The following is a 16,638-nucleotide window of genomic DNA, read 5'->3' on the forward strand; positions in this document are numbered from 1 at the left end:
ATCTCTAATTTTGTCAATGTATCAGATTTTGCTTGATTAGTCAAGCTCGATTAACTTTTGATTAAGTAATATAGCCAGTTCTTCCTCACTAAGACTATCATAGGGATTTAGAGACTCTGTTGGTGCATCTGTTTTGATCTCAAAATCGAGATCACCCGCTAATATTTCTGCTCGTAGGTAGGCACTTAAACTTAGGATATTAGGATAATCAAAAATAATTGAGGCGGACAAGGTGCAACCTAAATCATTTTCTAGGCGATTTTTAAATTCTATTACCATTAGAGAGTTTAAGCCTAAGTCTAAAAATGATGTTTGTTGAGGAATGACTTGATTAGCTTTTAACCCAGTAACTTCGCGTAATATCTGTTCAATTCCTTGAGATAAAGTGGTAATTCGCTCATCTATGGAGATAGATTTTAACTTCTGTAATAATTTGGCGGAATTTTCTGGTTTTTGTGCTTTTGGGGTTAATACTTCGGCAAAGAAGGGTTGCTTAATATTAAAAGATTGGTTAAAAATAGACCAGTCAATATCAATAATTACTCCTTGGACAACGTTACCTAGAATTAACGAATTGAGATATTTAAAAGCCGTATCAGCAGACAGACTTTGAATCCCCCAATTAGCAAAACGTTGTTGTTCAATTTCATTCCCTGTATTCCAAGCTCCCCAATTAATACTAATTCCTGGTAATCCTAAACTTTGTCGTTGCTGCATTAAAGCATCCATAAAAGCATTAGCAGCAGCATAATTACTTTGACCAGGTGAACCCAGAATCACGGCAGCAGAAGAAAAGCTAATAAAGAAGTCTAAAGATAGGGGGCGAGTATAGTGATCTAATAATAAAGTTCCTTCTACTTTAGGACGCATGACGTTTTGATATTTTTGCCAATTTTGATTAACTAAAAGTCCATCATCTAAGACAGCAGCAGCATGAATAACCCCTCGTAAACATGGCAAATTAGTGCCAAAACGAGAGAATAATCGTTCCATCTCTACGGGAGAACTAATATCAATACTGATAATTGTAATCTCTGTTCCTTTTTCGGCAAATGAGGCAATTAATTCGGGTTGAGATTTAATATTCCGACTGCATAAAACTAAGTGACTCGCCCCCATTTTCGATAACCATTCAGCGACTAATAATCCCAGTTTTCCCAAACCTCCAGTGATTAAATAAGCTCCTTCTTTGCTCACAAATTGCTGTTTTTGCGCTGCGGGAATAGCCCCCCCAAGCCCCCCGTGCACGGGGGGCTTGGGGGGGGCAGAAACTAACCTAGCTCCATAACAGTTTCCCTGACGTAAAGCCAGACGTAATTCATTATTTGAAGTATGCAATTGATTAAATAATAACTCAGCTTCCTCAGCTTCCTTAGTCGTTGATAAATCTAAACATACACAACGCATTTGGGGATATTCTTGATTAATAACTGCTCCTAATCCCCATAAATAAGATTGTTGAGGTTCTAAGGAAGGATCTTCTAATACTTGATTAGCACCACGAGTAATTAACCATAAATCAGGTAATTTTTGCCAGTTATTAGTTAGAGTTTGAATTAAGTTCAATGCCGCCTGACAACTTGTATAAAAGCTCTCTGTATCTTCTGCAAATGATACTGTTTCCCAAGAAAAAATTATGCCTGTGGGCAATTCTCCCGACGGATATGCTTGTTGATATAGACGCTGAAAATCAGTATTTTCAGCAGAATTGATCACAAAATAATCTTGAGAGTAGCATTGATAGTTGTTACCAATTTCTACTATTATAACTTTTTCTCCTGCTTTTTTCAATAAATTGATCAAGGGATTTAATGCTGTTTTAGGATGCACAAATATTAACCAAGAATTGTTAAGATTGTTAGTAACAGTTGGTAGTAAATCCAGTTTTTTCCATTGAATTTGATAAAAACAATTTTTCTCAGTTTCTTGCCATAAACGCTGTAAAATTTCTGGTTTAGTCCGCCGTGCTTTTAAGTTTGTAAAGCGAGCGCAAAGCTGTTTTTGCTGATTATAAATATCTACATCTACGCACATTTCACCCTGAGAATCAGATTTAACATCAACCTTTGTCCAAACTTGATCACCAGGATTTCGGAATAATTCTAATGAAGAAAACCCATAGGGTAAATGCAATTCTTGACCATGAATTTCAGAAAAAGCGGCACCAATACTTTGCAAGCAAGCATCTAAAAGGACAGGATGAAAACAATAACGCTGGTCTGCTAAACTGCGATCAATACTAATCTTAGCCTGAGAACCATTTTTTAAAGAAAATAATTCTTGAATCCCTTGAAATCCTTTTCCATAGCTGATTCCCATTTGCTGATAAAGTTCATAGAATCGAGAAATAGAAACCGCTTCCCCTTCTTCTGTTGCATCCTTTTTAAATTCTGATTCAGCAACTCCTTTTAAATTATTAGATTCAACCTCACCAGTAACATGAAGAATCCATTGATCTACTGTAGGATTATGACTAAATATTTCAAAACTATAGCTTTGTTTAGATAATTTTTGGGGTTTAAAAATCATTTGTAATATTATTGGGGTTTCCGATAATAATAATCCTTGATGAATTGAGACATTTTGAAGGATGATCAAATTATCAGGCAATATTTTCTGACTAGCTGCTAAAATTGCTTCTATAAATCCTGTCGCTGGAAATAAAACTTTTTCAAATACTTTGTGTTCTTGAAGATAATTTGGCTGATCAGAACTGATTTCACCCTCAAATACAATTTCCCCCGTAGCTAACTTTTTAAAATCCCGAATAAAAGGATGTAAATTAGTTTTTATGTCGGTGATAGAAAATTCAGAATTTGATATCCAATAACGTTCTCGTTGAAATGGATAAGTTGGTAAAGAAATCCGTTTCCCTTGTTTAAATACCTGCGTCCATTCTACAGAATAACCATTAACAAAAAGTGTCGCTAAACTTCTATACATTTGGGCTTGTTCATCTTGTCCAGGTACAATACTAGGGAGCCATAATATTTCTTGATTTGGCGAAATTAGTCGCGCCATACCCAATAATACAGGTTTAGAACCAACTTCCAGAAAACAGCGATAACCACTATCAATTAAGAACTGAAACCCTTGACTAAACTGCACCGTACTCCTAAGATGATTAACCCAATAATCGGGAGTCGCAATTTCTTGACCGATGGGTTTACCTGTGATATTACTAATAATCGTTAAGCTAGGTTTATGCAATGAAATATTCTCTAAAACCTTAGCAAAATCATCAAGAATTGGTTCCATTAAAGGAGAATGGAAAGCATGAGATACGGCTAAACGTTTAGTTTTATAGCCTTGATCTATAAAGATTTTCTCTAGTTGATCAACAATTTCATTTACCCCGGAAATCACTGTAATTGAGCCATTAGCCGAACCAATATTAACTTGATTTTGATAGGAAGTAAGGGCCGCCACTACGGTTTCATAATCAGCATAAATAGCTGTCATACTGCCATTCTGGGGTAATTCTCCCATTAACCGACCCCGTTGGGTAACTAATTTTAAAGCATCTTCTAAAGAGAAAACTCCGGCTAAACAAGCTGCTACATATTCGCCAATACTATGTCCTAAAAGTGCTGAAGGTTCTATTCCCCAAGATTGCCATAATTTAGCCAGTGCATATTCAAAAGAAAATAGCACGGGCTGGGTGATTTGAGTCTGTTCTAATAGCTGGCTATTGGGCAATTTAAAGATTAAATCTAACAGGGATTTTTCTAAAATAGGTTCTAGGATTTCATTACAAAGATCTAAAGTATTTTTAAAGACAGGTTCTCGGTGATAAAGGGTTTCTCCCATTCCTGAATATTGCGATCCTTGTCCTGAAAATAGAAAAGCTATTTTTAGCTTGTTTTCTGATAAAATTGGTGTAATTAATTGTTGAGAATCCTCACCTTTTTGGAAACTAACCAGTGCTGCTTGTGCTGTTGTCATTGATTCAGCTAAAATACATATTCGATGCTGAAAAATAGCCCGTCCTGTAGTAGCCGTAAAACAAACATCAGCAAAATTGACAGACCCATTCAAAGCATTTTGATAATTTTTAGTTAACTCTTGGAGAGATTTTTCAGAACGAGCCGAAAGCGGTAATAGGTAAAAGTTAGGCTCAGATTTTTTAGGTAAACTAGAGTCAATTTCTCCCACAATAATATGAGCATTTGTTCCACTAAAGCCAAAGGAACTTACCCCGGCAATTCTTTGGCGTTCACTGGGATTCCAGGTTTTTCCGCCTACAGGAACTTCAAAAATATTAGAACTCCAATCAAACCGAGGGTTGGGTTTTTTAAAGTGAAGATGGGGAGGAATTTTATGGTGTTGTAAAGCTAAAACTGTTTTAATTAATCCGGCAATTCCTGCTGCTCCTTCTAAGTGTCCTAAATTTGTTTTGACAGAACCAATAACTAAAGGTTGATTCGGAGGACGTTTACCAAAAACTGCCGCCATACTTTCTAATTCAATCGGATCTCCAAGGGCAGTTCCGGTACCATGAGCTTCGATATAATCTATTTGTTCTGGTTGCAGATTTGCTGTCTTCAGAGCTTGATATAATAATTTTTCTTGCGCTGCACCATTCGGGACTGTTAATCCACTACTGGGGCCGTCATGGTTAACTGCTGTACCATAAATTTTGGCTAAAATATGGTCGCCATTCTTAATAGCTTGACTCAATCTTTTTAGAACAATTATTCCACAACCTTCGCCTCGTACCATTCCATTTGCACTTTCATCAAAGGTCTTACAATGTCCATCGGGTGCCAGCATTTGGGCGCGACTTTCAATTAAAGAAATAACTGGGGTAATAATAACATTAACCCCCCCGGCTAAAGCCAGATCACACTCACCATTTCGCAAGGCATTGTAAGCTAAATTTACTGCCACTAATGAGGAAGAACAAGCGGTATCAATTGTCATTGATGGGCCTTGCAAACCCAGGATATAAGAAAGCCGACCGGAAACTACACTAACAGAAGTTCCCGAACCCGTATAGGCATTAATTGCCTTTGGAGAATAACTTAATTGGGCATAATCTTGAGTCATGCACCCAATAAAAACGCCCGTTTGACTATTGCGTAATTTTTGCGGATTTTGTCCTGACATTTCTAATGCTTGCCAAGCGGTTTCTAATAGTAAACGTTGCTGAGGATCGATGGCGATCGCTTCCCTGGGAATAATGCCGAAAAATTCAGCATCAAATTGATCAATTTGCTCTAAAAATGCACCATAAGGAGAGTATATTTTACCTGCTTTATCGGGATCGGGATCATACCAGATTTTCATATCCCAGCGATTTTCAGGAATTTCTCCGACTGCATCTTTTCCCTGTTCTAAAAGTTCCCAAAAGGATTTTAAATTATTAGCACCGCCAGGAAATTGGCAAGCCATACCGACAATTACAATCGGATCTTCTTCTATTTGTGGTTTGTCTGGGGTAGATTCTTTAATTTGTTTTTGATGGATTTTTGATGGTATTTTTTCGGGAATAGGAGTTAGTATTGGTTCACAAATATCTAAGACTTCCCGCAGTAAATAATCGGCTAAAGTTTCCACATTGGGAAAACGAAATGCAATAGTTGATGGCAGAGAACAATCAAAATCTGTTTGCAAAAGATTGCGAAGTTCTGTGGAGGTGAGAGAGTCCATTCCTAAATCAAAAAATCCTTGTTGGGGAGCAATAGTTTCATCATTTGAGTGTCCTAAAATATTGGATACACACAAACTCAGATGATTAATTAACCAACTACTACGCTGTTTTATAGGTAGGGTTTGCCATTGTTTTAAAATATCGGAAGATGGATTAGAAGTTTGGGGTTTGGCTTGAGATCGGAAGTTTTGATAAAAGTTTTGGTTAATATAAGGAAAACGTTGCCAGTCAATAGTAATTACACCCGCGCGAATAATCTGATTAAATAAGATTTTTTCTAGGGTATTAAGAGCTAAATTAGGTTTAATTGCTGCATAACCTTTAGAGGCTAATCTCTCTAAAACATTACGATCTACTGCCGCACCAATTTCGCTCCAAGGCCCCCAGTTGATCACAGTTCCTGGTAAATTATTCGCCTGACGATAATAGATAAAAGCATCTTCAAAAGCATTAGCAGCGGCAGCATTTGCTTGTCCTGCCGAGCCAATTAAAGACACAGCAGAGGTATAACAAACAAAGAAATCTAAAGGGTCATTTAAGGTGAGTTTATGTAGCAACCAAGTTCCTTTGACTTTCGGTGCTAAAACATAATTAAAACTCTCTGGTGTTAGTCGCAGTAATGTTGTATCATCTAGGGTTCCCGCAATATGAAAAATGCCCCGCACCGGATATTCTGAACGGCATTCTTCTAGTAAAATATGCAGTTTTTCTGCATCTGTCACATCACAGTCTTTAATTTTAATATCGACAAGATTAGACTGCAAACTTGCTAAATTTTCAGGGTTAATAGCTTTTGCACCACTGCGACTGCACAAAACTAAATGACGGGCGCCTTTTTCTATCATCCATCGGGCCGTAGCTAACCCTAAACCTCCGGTTCCTCCTGAAATTAAATAATAGCCATCGGGACTAAAATTGATCTTTCCTGCTGCGAGTTTTCGCTGTACTAAACGCGGACAAAAACGTTGTTCACCCCGCAGAGCGATACGATTTTCTGGGGTATTGCTGTAGATTTCTCGAAATAACTTTTCTGCTAAGTTTTGTTCGTTAGGGTCTAAATCAATGGCTCTAAAATTGAGTTCTGGATGTTCTAATACTAAGCTGAAAGCAATTCCTAATAGAGAAGATTGGGCGGGAGAAGTTAGAGTTTTGATTTCTTTTGCAGGTACGGCTCCTTGAGTCACAAGAATCAGATCTGGGGGATTTTTTTGTTGTAATAATGCTTGTAATAAAAACAGAAACCGTTGACAATGAATCTCTACTTCTTGATCAATTTCTCCTGCTATTTTTTCCAATCCCCAAAAGTACAATATTTGATGGGTTTCTGGTGTTAAAAGGGTTTGTAATACTGATAGGTAATCTTCGGCAGAATCAGGATTAATATCTTCAGGGAAAAGCATTGAACAACCAACGCCTCGCTGTTGTAATGGAGGAATTAAATTGTTAGCAATTCCTTGGGTATCAGCAAAGATGATTTGATTCCAGTCAGGTTTTGCATGGAAAGGGATCAATCTGTCGCTACTTTTAGCAATGATCACACTTTGTTTTAATAGATTTCGGGTTTGGGGTTGGCTGGGTTCAATAATATTAATCTCTGCAAATTGATGCTCAGTGAGTAAATTTTGCCAAGCTTCTGTATTAACTAAAGGATAACCATGCCGGAGAGGGTCTTGGCTACATAACCACCAGCCTTCCGTTAAGCCAAACGTTAAATCTACCCAACGTCTGGCTCCGGTACTTTCTAATAGTATCAGTAATCCATTGGGAGCGATTAAAGATCGTACATTTTCCAGGGTTTTTTGAATATCTGCTGTGGCATGAAGAACGTTAGCAGCAATAATAATATCAAAATTTCTAGGGAGAAAACCTTGATTAAAGGGATCTTTTTCTATATCTAAAGTTTGATATTGAATGAAGGAATAATTGTTGTTATTTTCCTTGGCTCTATTTAAAAAGCTGGAGGAAATATCGGTAAATACATATTCAATTTGTTCGGGAGATAAATGGGGTAAAATTGCAGCAGTAGTGGCTCCTGTTCCGCCGCCAATTTCCAGAATCCTTAGCTGATGATTGCTTGGTAAATTAGCGATAGCACAGTTAATAGTTACTGCTACTAACTGATTCATTAATTTAGCTCCAGCAGCTTCAGAATAAATTGAGGCGATCGCATTTATATCTCCTTGAGGGAATATTAATTCTAATGGCTCAATTTGATGACGCATGACTTCAGCTAAAGCTAAACCACAACGTTCTATCAGATTAATTTCGGCTGAATAATCAGGAAATTGTTGGCGGAGATCTTGAATTTGTGATTGAGATGAAAGGGTTTCTAATTCTTTTGTCAATAACCAGCCATTTTGTTGCCAAGTAACAATTTTTTCCTCAGCTAAAATTTCTAAGCATCGAGATAATAAAGGACGATAAAACTCAACTATTTCGCCTTGAATAGCAATCTGTTCTTCGGGGTAAGTTTGACCTAATTTGGGTTGCCAATTCAGTTGTTTTAATGCTTCCCAAATATAGGTAACGCTTAAACTTTCCATTGCTTCTAGTAAGCGTTCATATTGGGGTAATTTGTCTGCTAATTGCTGTTCTAATTGCGCGGGTTGAATTTGAGCTTTAATCAGATCAGGAGTGACTAAAGTATCTCTCCCATTAGCTAATAATGGTACTAAAGGAATCCATTCTTCTAGGTAGGTTTGGGGTTGATTTTCTTGAGGAATAATGTCTTGAGATTGTACAGGTTTTAGTTCTAGGCCTATAATTGATGCAATCAGTTCACCTTGGGGGGAATAGATATCAATATCAGAGATAATCATAAGAGGATGATCATGATTTTGCTGGAGTCGCGCAGCACTAATCACAATATCGTCGGGGGTGCGAAAAAATTGAAATTTAGCAATCCGAACAGGTACATAAGTTACCGATGATTCTTGCTTGAATAAAATAGCGGCAATCACCTGAAAGCAAGCGTCCAACATCGCGGGATGAAAATGATATTTTTTCGCTTCTAAGCGGAGAGTATCTGTTAATTTAATTTGAGCAAAAGCCGTATTATTACCCCTCCTAAGTTGCTCAATTAGCTGAAAGTTGCTACCGTAATTAACTCCCGCTTTTTGGTAAGTTTGATAAAAGGAATTAATCTCAACTTCTTCTGGACAATTTACTTTTATTTTTTCTAGGTTATCAACCGTTGAATTAATTGATTTTGATTGATCAATTTCCCCTGTCACCAGGATTTCCCAATTTTGCTCAACTTGATGATAAATTTGCCAACTTTTATCAGTGACAATTAATTGTAATATATCTTCTTTATTTGTTAAAATTAACGCTTTTTTGAATTGTATATTTTCTAATATAATAGTTTGATTTTGTGTAGCAGCCAAAGCCATTTCAATCAATGCAGACCCGGGAAATATGGATTGATTGAAAACTTGATGTTCTTGTAAAAAAGCGGGTTGACGCTGGCTAATACTCCCTCGATATTGAAGATCAGATAAAGGCGAAGGAAAACGATCACCTAGTAAGGGATGACCGGAGGAATAATTATTACCTTTACTAATTGCTTTGGGTTGATGATTAACTGAAGTTATCCAGTAACGTTTGCGGATAAAAGGAGAATTGGGTAAACTAATTTTTCGTCCTGCATGGGAATGATGAAATCCTTTCCAGTCAATATTTACTCCTCGGATATACAGTTCTCCCAAAACAATTTGCATTTGCTGATTACTATGACAATCTTTGACTAAACTAGACAACCAAAGTATCGAGTTTTCAGCTAAATTTTGACGACCAATATTGATTAAATCTGGGTAAGTTCCAATTTCTAGGAAGATTTGATACCCCATTTGATGTAGGGTAGTAATTCCTTTAGCAACCTGCTTTGGTTCGGTGAATTGTTGTCCCCAATAAGCAGAAGTTGTCAGAGCTTTATTAGCCAGTTCACCATTAGCAATTAAGGTCAGTTGGGGCTGGTGATAAGTAACTTCTTCGGCGATTTTTTGAAAATCTGCTAATTCTCTTTGATCGAGTTTTTGCGATAAAAAATGAGCACGACTTGCGACCAACTTAACTGCATCTTCTAGGGAAAAAACACCCGTTTGTTGGGCGGCAAGATATTCACCTAATCCCGAACCTAAAACCGCAGCAGGGCAAATTCCCCAAGATTTCCAGAGTTCACAAAGTGCATAGTGGAAAGCAAATAATATGGGTTGTACAGATAAAGGATCATGTTGAGAATCTAGGGCTTGATTTTTGTATAATAAATCTTCTAGGGAAAATTTTAAGTGCTTTTGAAATAGGCGATCGCATTTAATAAAAGCATCATGAAATACAGGCTCATTTGTAAATAAATCTTCTCCCATTCTCGGAACTATTTCTTCTTGATCATTGCAGAGAAAAGCGATTTTAGGATTACTTTGCGCCTCTCCATAAATTACTTGTTTCTGGTTTTCTTCCAAATTACTACTCAGAAAAATTTCCAGCCCTTTCTGCAAACTATCCAGACTAGAAACTAATAAAGATAGTCGATGTTTATGGGAAAAACGTCCGGTATTTAAAGAAAAGGCAATATCATTGATATTCCGATCTGGTTTTTGATCCAGATCAGCAATTAATTCGGAAGCAAAAATCCGCAACCGTTCTGGATCTTTAGCTGACAAAGTAATTAATATCGGGGATGTTTTGGGGATTAGGGGTTGGTCTTGAGGAGGTTCGCTTAAAATTACACTAGCATTGGTTCCCGATGCTCCAAAAGAACTCACAACCGCCGATTTATCTTTACCATTGTTGACAATCCAAGGACAACTTTTTGTAACTATATTGATAGGTAAAATATCCCAATTAATGTGAGGATTAGGGTTATTAAAATTAAGATGGGCTGGAATTTCTGAATAGTAGATAGATAATACAGTTTTAATCAAACCTGAAATCCCTGCCGCCGCAGCGAGATGACCCAGATTTGTTTTAACAGAACCGACTAATAATGGTTGAGATTTTGAGCGATTGACGCATAAAGCATCAGCTATAGCTTTAATTTCAATCGGGTCTCCTAAAGATGTGCCTGTGCCGTGAGCTTCGACATAATCAATCGCATCTGCATTTAACCGGGCATCGGTCAGAGCTTCACCAATTAACTCTGTTTGGATCGTACCATTGGGAACCGTAAAGCCTCCACTGGCGCCATCATTATTAACTGCTGTTCCTCGAATTAAAGCCCAAATCCGATCGCCATCTTCTAGGGCTTGACTCAATCTTTTTAAGACAATAACTCCACACCCTTCACCAATTCCAAAACCATCGGCACTTTCGTCAAAGGTTTTGCATTTTCCATCGGAGGCTAACATCTGATTTCGACATAGGGCAATCGGAACTTCTGGAGTTAGAATTAAGTTAACTCCTCCGACTAAAGCTTGTCTACATTCTTGGGAACGCAAAGAACGACAAGCCAGATGAACGGCGACTAAGGAAGAAGAACAAGCCGTATCTACCGCTAAACTGGGGCCATTGAGATTCAAAAGATAAGAAATACGCCCCGCAGCGGCATTGGTATGATTGCCAGAAATATGATAGGCTCCAATGGCACTATAATCATCCTCCGGTGCAATTAGGCGAGCATAATCATTGTTAGTAATACCAATAAAAACACCTGTCTTGCCGATTCTGGCCGTTGGTGTTGCCATGCCTGCATTTTCTAAAGCTTCATAAGCAACTTCTAACAGTAACCGTTGCTGAGGATCAATGTGTAGGGCTTCTTTCGGGGCAATACCGAAAAAATGCGGGTCAAACTTGGAAACATCATCGAGAAAACCGCCTTGGGAGACATAGATTTTGCCCGGTTTACTCCGATCTGGATCATAAAAATCATCCCGATTCCATCGATCATTAGGGAGTTCTCTGAGGGTATTTCCACCCGCTTTCAGAAAAGACCAAAAGCCATCAACCGTGGCAATATTATTGCCAAAACGACATCCTAAACCGACAATTGCTATGGGTTCACTTTGTTTAGCTTCAACAGCTTTTAATCTTTCTTTGGCTTCATTGAGTGCTTTAAAAACTCTAGTTTGGATTGATTTCTCGTGATCTGATAAGTTCTTTAGGTCGTTAGGCTCCATTATTTTTATCTATCCAGATTTTAAGGGGGTTTCAAGATGCTGAATCAGACTTAATGCTAAGGATACCTGTTTAGAACTACAATCGTCAAGAAATATTTACTAACTGCATTAAGCTTTGTTTAAATTAAAATTTGTTGAAGTTCCACTAAACAGAAATTTATGCAAATAGACCAACTAAAGCCCAATCTAACCCCAACTGCTAACTCCTGGGTAACATATCCAAAACCTAATCCTGAAGCTAAATTACGACTATTCTGCTTTCATTATGCCGGGGGTGGGGCCGCGATATTTCGTTCTTGGATTGATAGTCTACCATCAACGGTTGAGATTTGTCCAATCGAACTTCCCGGACGTAATTCTCGACTGCGGGAAACCCCTTTTACCCAAATGGAGCCTCTGATACAGGCTCTTGACCGGGCCATATTACCCCACCTAACTAAACCTTTTGCTTTTTTTGGTCACAGTATGGGCGGATTAGTTAGCTTTGAACTGGCGCGGCTACTTCGTAAAGAATATAACCAAAGTCCATTACACCTGTTCGTTTCGGGATACCGCGCTCCGCAAATTCCCGATCGCACTCCCCAAATTCACGCCCTACCAGAATCGGAATTGATCAAGGAATTGCGTCGCTATGCTGGTACACCGGAAGCGGTACTAGAAAATGCTGAGTTGATGGAACTGTTGCTTCCTACTCTCCGAGCCGATTTTTCGGTAGTTGAAACTTACTCCTACAAGGACTTACCGCCTCTGGATTGTCCAATTACTGCTTTTGGTGGATTAGAAGATTTGAAACCTAACGCCTTGGAGATAGAAGCTTGGCGGGAACAAACCAACTCGGCTTTCTCTGTGGAGATGTTTCCCGGAGATCATTTCTTTTTGCACTCAGCCAAATCTCTTGTCCTAGAATGCTTGGGAAAATCGCTATTGATCATTGATCAGGGGATCAATTAAGTCAATTATCTGTTCAAATTGAAATTTCCGCACTGCTTTTGTTAGAAATTGGATTAGAGGAATTTCTGGATCTGGAATTTCTTTAATTAATTCTATTACAACTTGGACATCGGGATCGCCGATTTCTACCATCAAAGGTTTTGCCATATCTTCTACCGCTTTTTGTCCACTACGATAGGAAAGATAACCGACTAATCCTACCGCGCCTACAATTTGCAATACAAAGGGGACAATCAATAGTAATCTCAGGGGAATTTGTCTGGTTTTTTTGGCAGTTTTGGGACGAGGATTAACCATGAATATTTTAGTTTTTTCTTGTGATCGTAAAGAGACTTTAGTTTCAGTTTGCATTATCTATAAATCTCCGTAGAATTGAGCGATCGCATTCCCCACCCTAATACAAATATTCACATTAAAATGGGACAAATCACCCAATTCCTGTGTCTTCCATCACCCATAACCCCTGATCAACCTCACAATTAGATCAGGATGATATCACGGTAAACCTCAATTGAGAATGGCACAATTTTAAAGATAAGGCTAAGTCTTTGGAGTGCTGACCTATGGCAACTCAACTTTCCGCAAAAGAACTACGCCCCAACCCCTTCATCGCCTACCGTGATCCCCAAACGGGAAAATGGATTGTTGTGAAACCTGAAGCTAAGGACGTTGAGGTAGTAGCCGCATAAAGGATAACAAGGTTTAAGAGAAAAAATTTTCTGGGTCATGGGCCATTTTCAAAGGATATAGCAACCGCCAAGGCAGTTAAGACACCAGACGGATCTTGGAACCCAGACGGTAAAGTGTTTTCCCCCGGTGTTCCCTCCTGCCCTAGCCCCCCGTGCACGGCAGGGCTGTTTCATTTTCCAAAATTGGGGACTCAATTTAACTCCCCAATTTTTGCCTCATTCGGCGAAAAAACCGAGTAATTCTAACTGAATTATCAGGAATATTGCTCAAGGTATCATCTTTCTGATTTTTAAGCAAAAAAAACTTCTCTATATCTTTACCATAGAGGATTTATATCTATTTTATTTGGATTTTTGCCGCTGATTTACTCGATTATCTTGAGGATTTCAGGGGAAACAGTTCCGAGATAATAAAAATTTTGTGCCAGTGATCAGTTAACCACCGTTGTCCTTCTGTTATTGATACAAAACCCCAACTTCTGAAAAGATTGATCACCAGAGTTTTTAGAGTTGAGAAGTTGGTAGCTGCTTGAAAGTTACGGATTCGGCTTTTATCTTCTTGAAAAATTACATCTTTTACCCAATGGCATTGATTCTCAATCCCCCAATGTCCTTTAATAATTTGAGCTAACGTTTTCGCCTCGTTGACTGCACTACTGATATAATATACTTTTTCTTTGTAGGGTTTTTTCCCTCTGTTGCCACTTCTTTCTATCTGAATCACAATTTTCAGATGTTTCCAGCCTTTGTGAAAGTTGCTATTCACTTGATAAACCGAAACTTTTTTGTTCTCCAACTTTTTCAGGTTTAATACACATCTCATTAAATATCTCGATTAAATTTGACCAATCTACCCCCTCTACTACCCTTCTTATTGTTGAGTATGATGGCAGTTTTTCCAGCTTAATTTTTACAACTTGACTGAGTTCTTTTTGATTAATTTTAGCAAAATTTTCGAGTTCTCTATAACCTAAATTTCTCTGCATCAGCCCCAAGATGACTATTAATAATACTAGCCAGAGCGGATGCCTTGTTCCTTGGGCTTTTCGGTAATCCTTGACTTTTTTTAGTTTTTCTATTAGAGTTGTTAGCATCTTTATTTTTATAAAAAGTTAGCGACCGCTCTTGATTTTATCAGGTAGCGATCGCTATTTCTTTACTCTTTTTCACCCGACTTTGAAACAGCCCTGCCCTCAAAAGGGGTTGGGGGAGAGGTCACACAGTTTTTCCTAGAGAATGAAACAGCCCTGGGGTTTGGGGGGCTGTTCCGGTGTTCCGGTGTTCCCTGCTATAGCAACTCGACACCCATCCAACCCATCAATAAATCTTAGTGTGATCTTGATTTTGTCCTGATTCCCGATTGACTGACCAGAAATGACTAAAACCCTAGACAGTTTTTCCCAACACGAACGACATGGCTGTGCCATTCTCGAACCTGTCTAATGCACCCTGGAACTTTAGCTTAATCTTTTGAGTCGGTTGTGTTAATAGGATGACTCGGAACTGGTCTAGTTTAAATAGTGTCACACTCCCCTGTATTTGTCAGAGTAAATATAAGTAAAGTAAGAACATCGAGTTAAATTTTAACCATGAAATCCAATCTGACTTTAACAACTTTTGAATCTACTGCCAGTTTTACTAACCCTTGTGATAGTTCCTTGAGTATTTCAGATTTGCAAGAAATTATTAATAAGATTGAAACTTTTACTGGAGATGAATGGCTTTCGTTGTGTCCTGATATCGATCAAGGGGAACTCTATCGGGAATGGTTTATCTGCTATGATTTTGAAGTCACTCAAACTTGGGAAGCCTACGATTATTTAACCGACGATTGGTTTGAATCCCAGGATTTATCGCAAGTTAAAGCAATTATTAATCGGATTGAAAATGCTAGAATCTATATCCCTATTGCCGCTTAATTGTTGCTGTTTCTTAACTGTAAAATCCTATGATAATTCCCAAGGGGCTAATTAGCCCCTATATTTTTGAGAACTAATTTGTATAGTAGGGAACACCGGAACAGGCAATAGAGATCAGTATCAGTCTTAACTGCCAAGGCCGACTGCTATGATTACGAATGAACGGCAACAGATGGCAGTTGTTCTAAAGTGGGATAATCGGTATAGCCTTTTTCATTTCCCCCATAAAATGAAGATCGATCATAAGGATTTAAGGAGGAATTAATCTCAAAACGTTTTGGCAAATCGGGATTAGAAATAAATAACCGCCCATAGGCAATTAAATCGGCATTTCCAGAAGCGATCGCTTGATTTCCACTGTCTCGATTATGAGATCCGGCGGAGATAATTGCCCCCTTAAAATAGTTACGGAAAAACCCCGCACTTAATTCGGCTAAAGGAATTTCTGCCTGATCTATTTTAGCCCAATTATTCAGAGCATCAGCATTTGATCGCGGTTCAACAATATGCAAATAGGCTAGATTAAATTGATTTAAAGCATTAGCTACATAACTAAAGGTTGCCACGGAATTAGAGTCGGATATACTATTAAATGTACCCGCCGGAGACAGTCTCACCCCGACGCGATCGCTTCCCCAAACACTAACAACTGCTGTTGTTACTTCTAATAAAAATCGGCTTCTATTTTCGAGTGTGCCACCATACTGATCGGTGCGTTTATTTGTACCATCTTGAAGAAACTGATCCAATAAATAGCCATTGGCACTATGAATTTCTACCCCATCAAATCCCGCAGCTAAAGCATTTTCCGCCGCCTTGCGATAGTCCTCTACGATTCCAGAAATTTCCTCGGTTTCTAAAGCCCGGGGGGTGACGAAGGGTTTTTCCCCTTCCATGGTACTCGCCGTGCCTTCGGGGGCGATGGCTGAAGGGGCTACGGGTAAAGCTCCATTGGGTTGCAATAAAGGATGGGAAATCCGGCCAACGTGCCACAGTTGCAGGAAAATCCGGCCTCCCTGTTGGTGAACTGCTTGGGTGACGAGTTTCCAGCCTTCGGTCTGTTCGGCTGAATGAATTCCAGGTGTGCCTGGGTAGCCTACTCCTTGGGGGGAGATTTGGGTAGCTTCGGTAATAATTAATCCCGCCGAGGCTCGTTGTCCATAATATTCGGCGTTGAGGGGGACGGGGACGTTTCCAACTCCGGCGCGGTTGCGGGTTAGTGGGGCCATAACAAGGCGGTTGGGTAAGGTATAGCGACCCAATTGGAAGGCAGAAAATAGGTTAGATTGACTGTTCATTATATCTTTTTGCCC

6 protein-coding genes and 1 pseudogene are annotated in these 16,638 nt (G+C 38.8%); 3 read left to right on the top strand and 4 right to left on the bottom strand.

Going from position 1 to position 16,638, the window contains the following annotated elements; genetic code table 11:
* Positions 1-36: 36 nt before the first annotated feature.
* Positions 37-11,766: a type I polyketide synthase gene (locus NMG86_RS21605; RefSeq protein WP_026796481.1), complete on the bottom strand. Its 11,730-nt coding sequence runs from the start codon at positions 11,764-11,766 to the stop codon at positions 37-39.
* 159 nt (positions 11,767-11,925) lie between these two features.
* Between NMG86_RS21605 and NMG86_RS21610 the strand changes: the two genes are divergently transcribed.
* Complete coding sequence (locus tag NMG86_RS21610) at positions 11,926-12,717, top strand: thioesterase II family protein (RefSeq protein ID WP_036843513.1); 792 nt, start codon at positions 11,926-11,928, stop codon at positions 12,715-12,717.
* On the opposite strand, the gene NMG86_RS21615 is transcribed toward NMG86_RS21610, so the two are convergent.
* On the bottom strand, positions 12,688-13,068 hold the full coding sequence (locus tag NMG86_RS21615; protein WP_026787629.1) for a hypothetical protein: 381 nt from the start codon (positions 13,066-13,068) through the stop codon (positions 12,688-12,690). The genes NMG86_RS21610 and NMG86_RS21615 overlap by 30 nt on opposite strands.
* A 212-nt stretch (positions 13,069-13,280) precedes the next feature.
* Between NMG86_RS21615 and NMG86_RS21620 the strand changes: the two genes are divergently transcribed.
* Entirely contained in the window at positions 13,281-13,406 is a 126-nt protein-coding gene (locus tag NMG86_RS21620) for a hypothetical protein (protein WP_264477052.1), read from the top strand.
* Between the two features lie 373 nt (positions 13,407-13,779).
* Here the strand turns inward: NMG86_RS21620 and NMG86_RS21625 are convergent.
* Positions 13,780-14,500 (bottom strand): annotated as a pseudogene (locus NMG86_RS21625) (ISAs1 family transposase).
* A 495-nt stretch (positions 14,501-14,995) separates the two neighbouring features.
* On the opposite strand from NMG86_RS21625, the gene NMG86_RS21630 reads away from it, so the two are divergent.
* Positions 14,996-15,325, top strand: a complete 330-nt coding sequence (locus NMG86_RS21630) for a hypothetical protein (protein ID WP_043937721.1) — start codon at positions 14,996-14,998, stop codon at positions 15,323-15,325.
* Between the two features lie 152 nt (positions 15,326-15,477).
* Here the strand turns inward: NMG86_RS21630 and NMG86_RS21635 are convergent, their stop codons facing one another.
* Positions 15,478-16,623, bottom strand: coding sequence for an alkene reductase (locus tag NMG86_RS21635; protein WP_026787631.1), 1,146 nt, complete (start codon positions 16,621-16,623; stop codon positions 15,478-15,480).
* Between the last annotated feature and the right edge of the window lie 15 nt (positions 16,624-16,638).

The organism is Planktothrix rubescens CCAP 1459/22 (assembly GCA_904830895.1).
Classification (GTDB): Bacteria; Cyanobacteriota; Cyanobacteriia; order Cyanobacteriales; family Microcoleaceae; genus Planktothrix; species Planktothrix agardhii.

What these genes read in the sequence shown, in the direction of transcription:
- NMG86_RS21605 (WP_026796481.1), bottom strand. Translation starts at nt 11,766, where the DNA reads ATGGAGCCTAACGACCTAAAGAACTTATCAGATCACGAGAAATCAATC.
- NMG86_RS21610 (WP_036843513.1), top strand. Translation starts at nt 11,926, where the DNA reads ATGCAAATAGACCAACTAAAGCCCAATCTAACCCCAACTGCTAACTCC.
- NMG86_RS21615 (WP_026787629.1), bottom strand. Translation starts at nt 13,068, where the DNA reads ATGCAAACTGAAACTAAAGTCTCTTTACGATCACAAGAAAAAACTAAA.
- NMG86_RS21620 (WP_264477052.1), top strand. Translation starts at nt 13,281, where the DNA reads ATGGCAACTCAACTTTCCGCAAAAGAACTACGCCCCAACCCCTTCATC.
- NMG86_RS21630 (WP_043937721.1), top strand. Translation starts at nt 14,996, where the DNA reads ATGAAATCCAATCTGACTTTAACAACTTTTGAATCTACTGCCAGTTTT.
- NMG86_RS21635 (WP_026787631.1), bottom strand. Translation starts at nt 16,623, where the DNA reads ATGAACAGTCAATCTAACCTATTTTCTGCCTTCCAATTGGGTCGCTAT.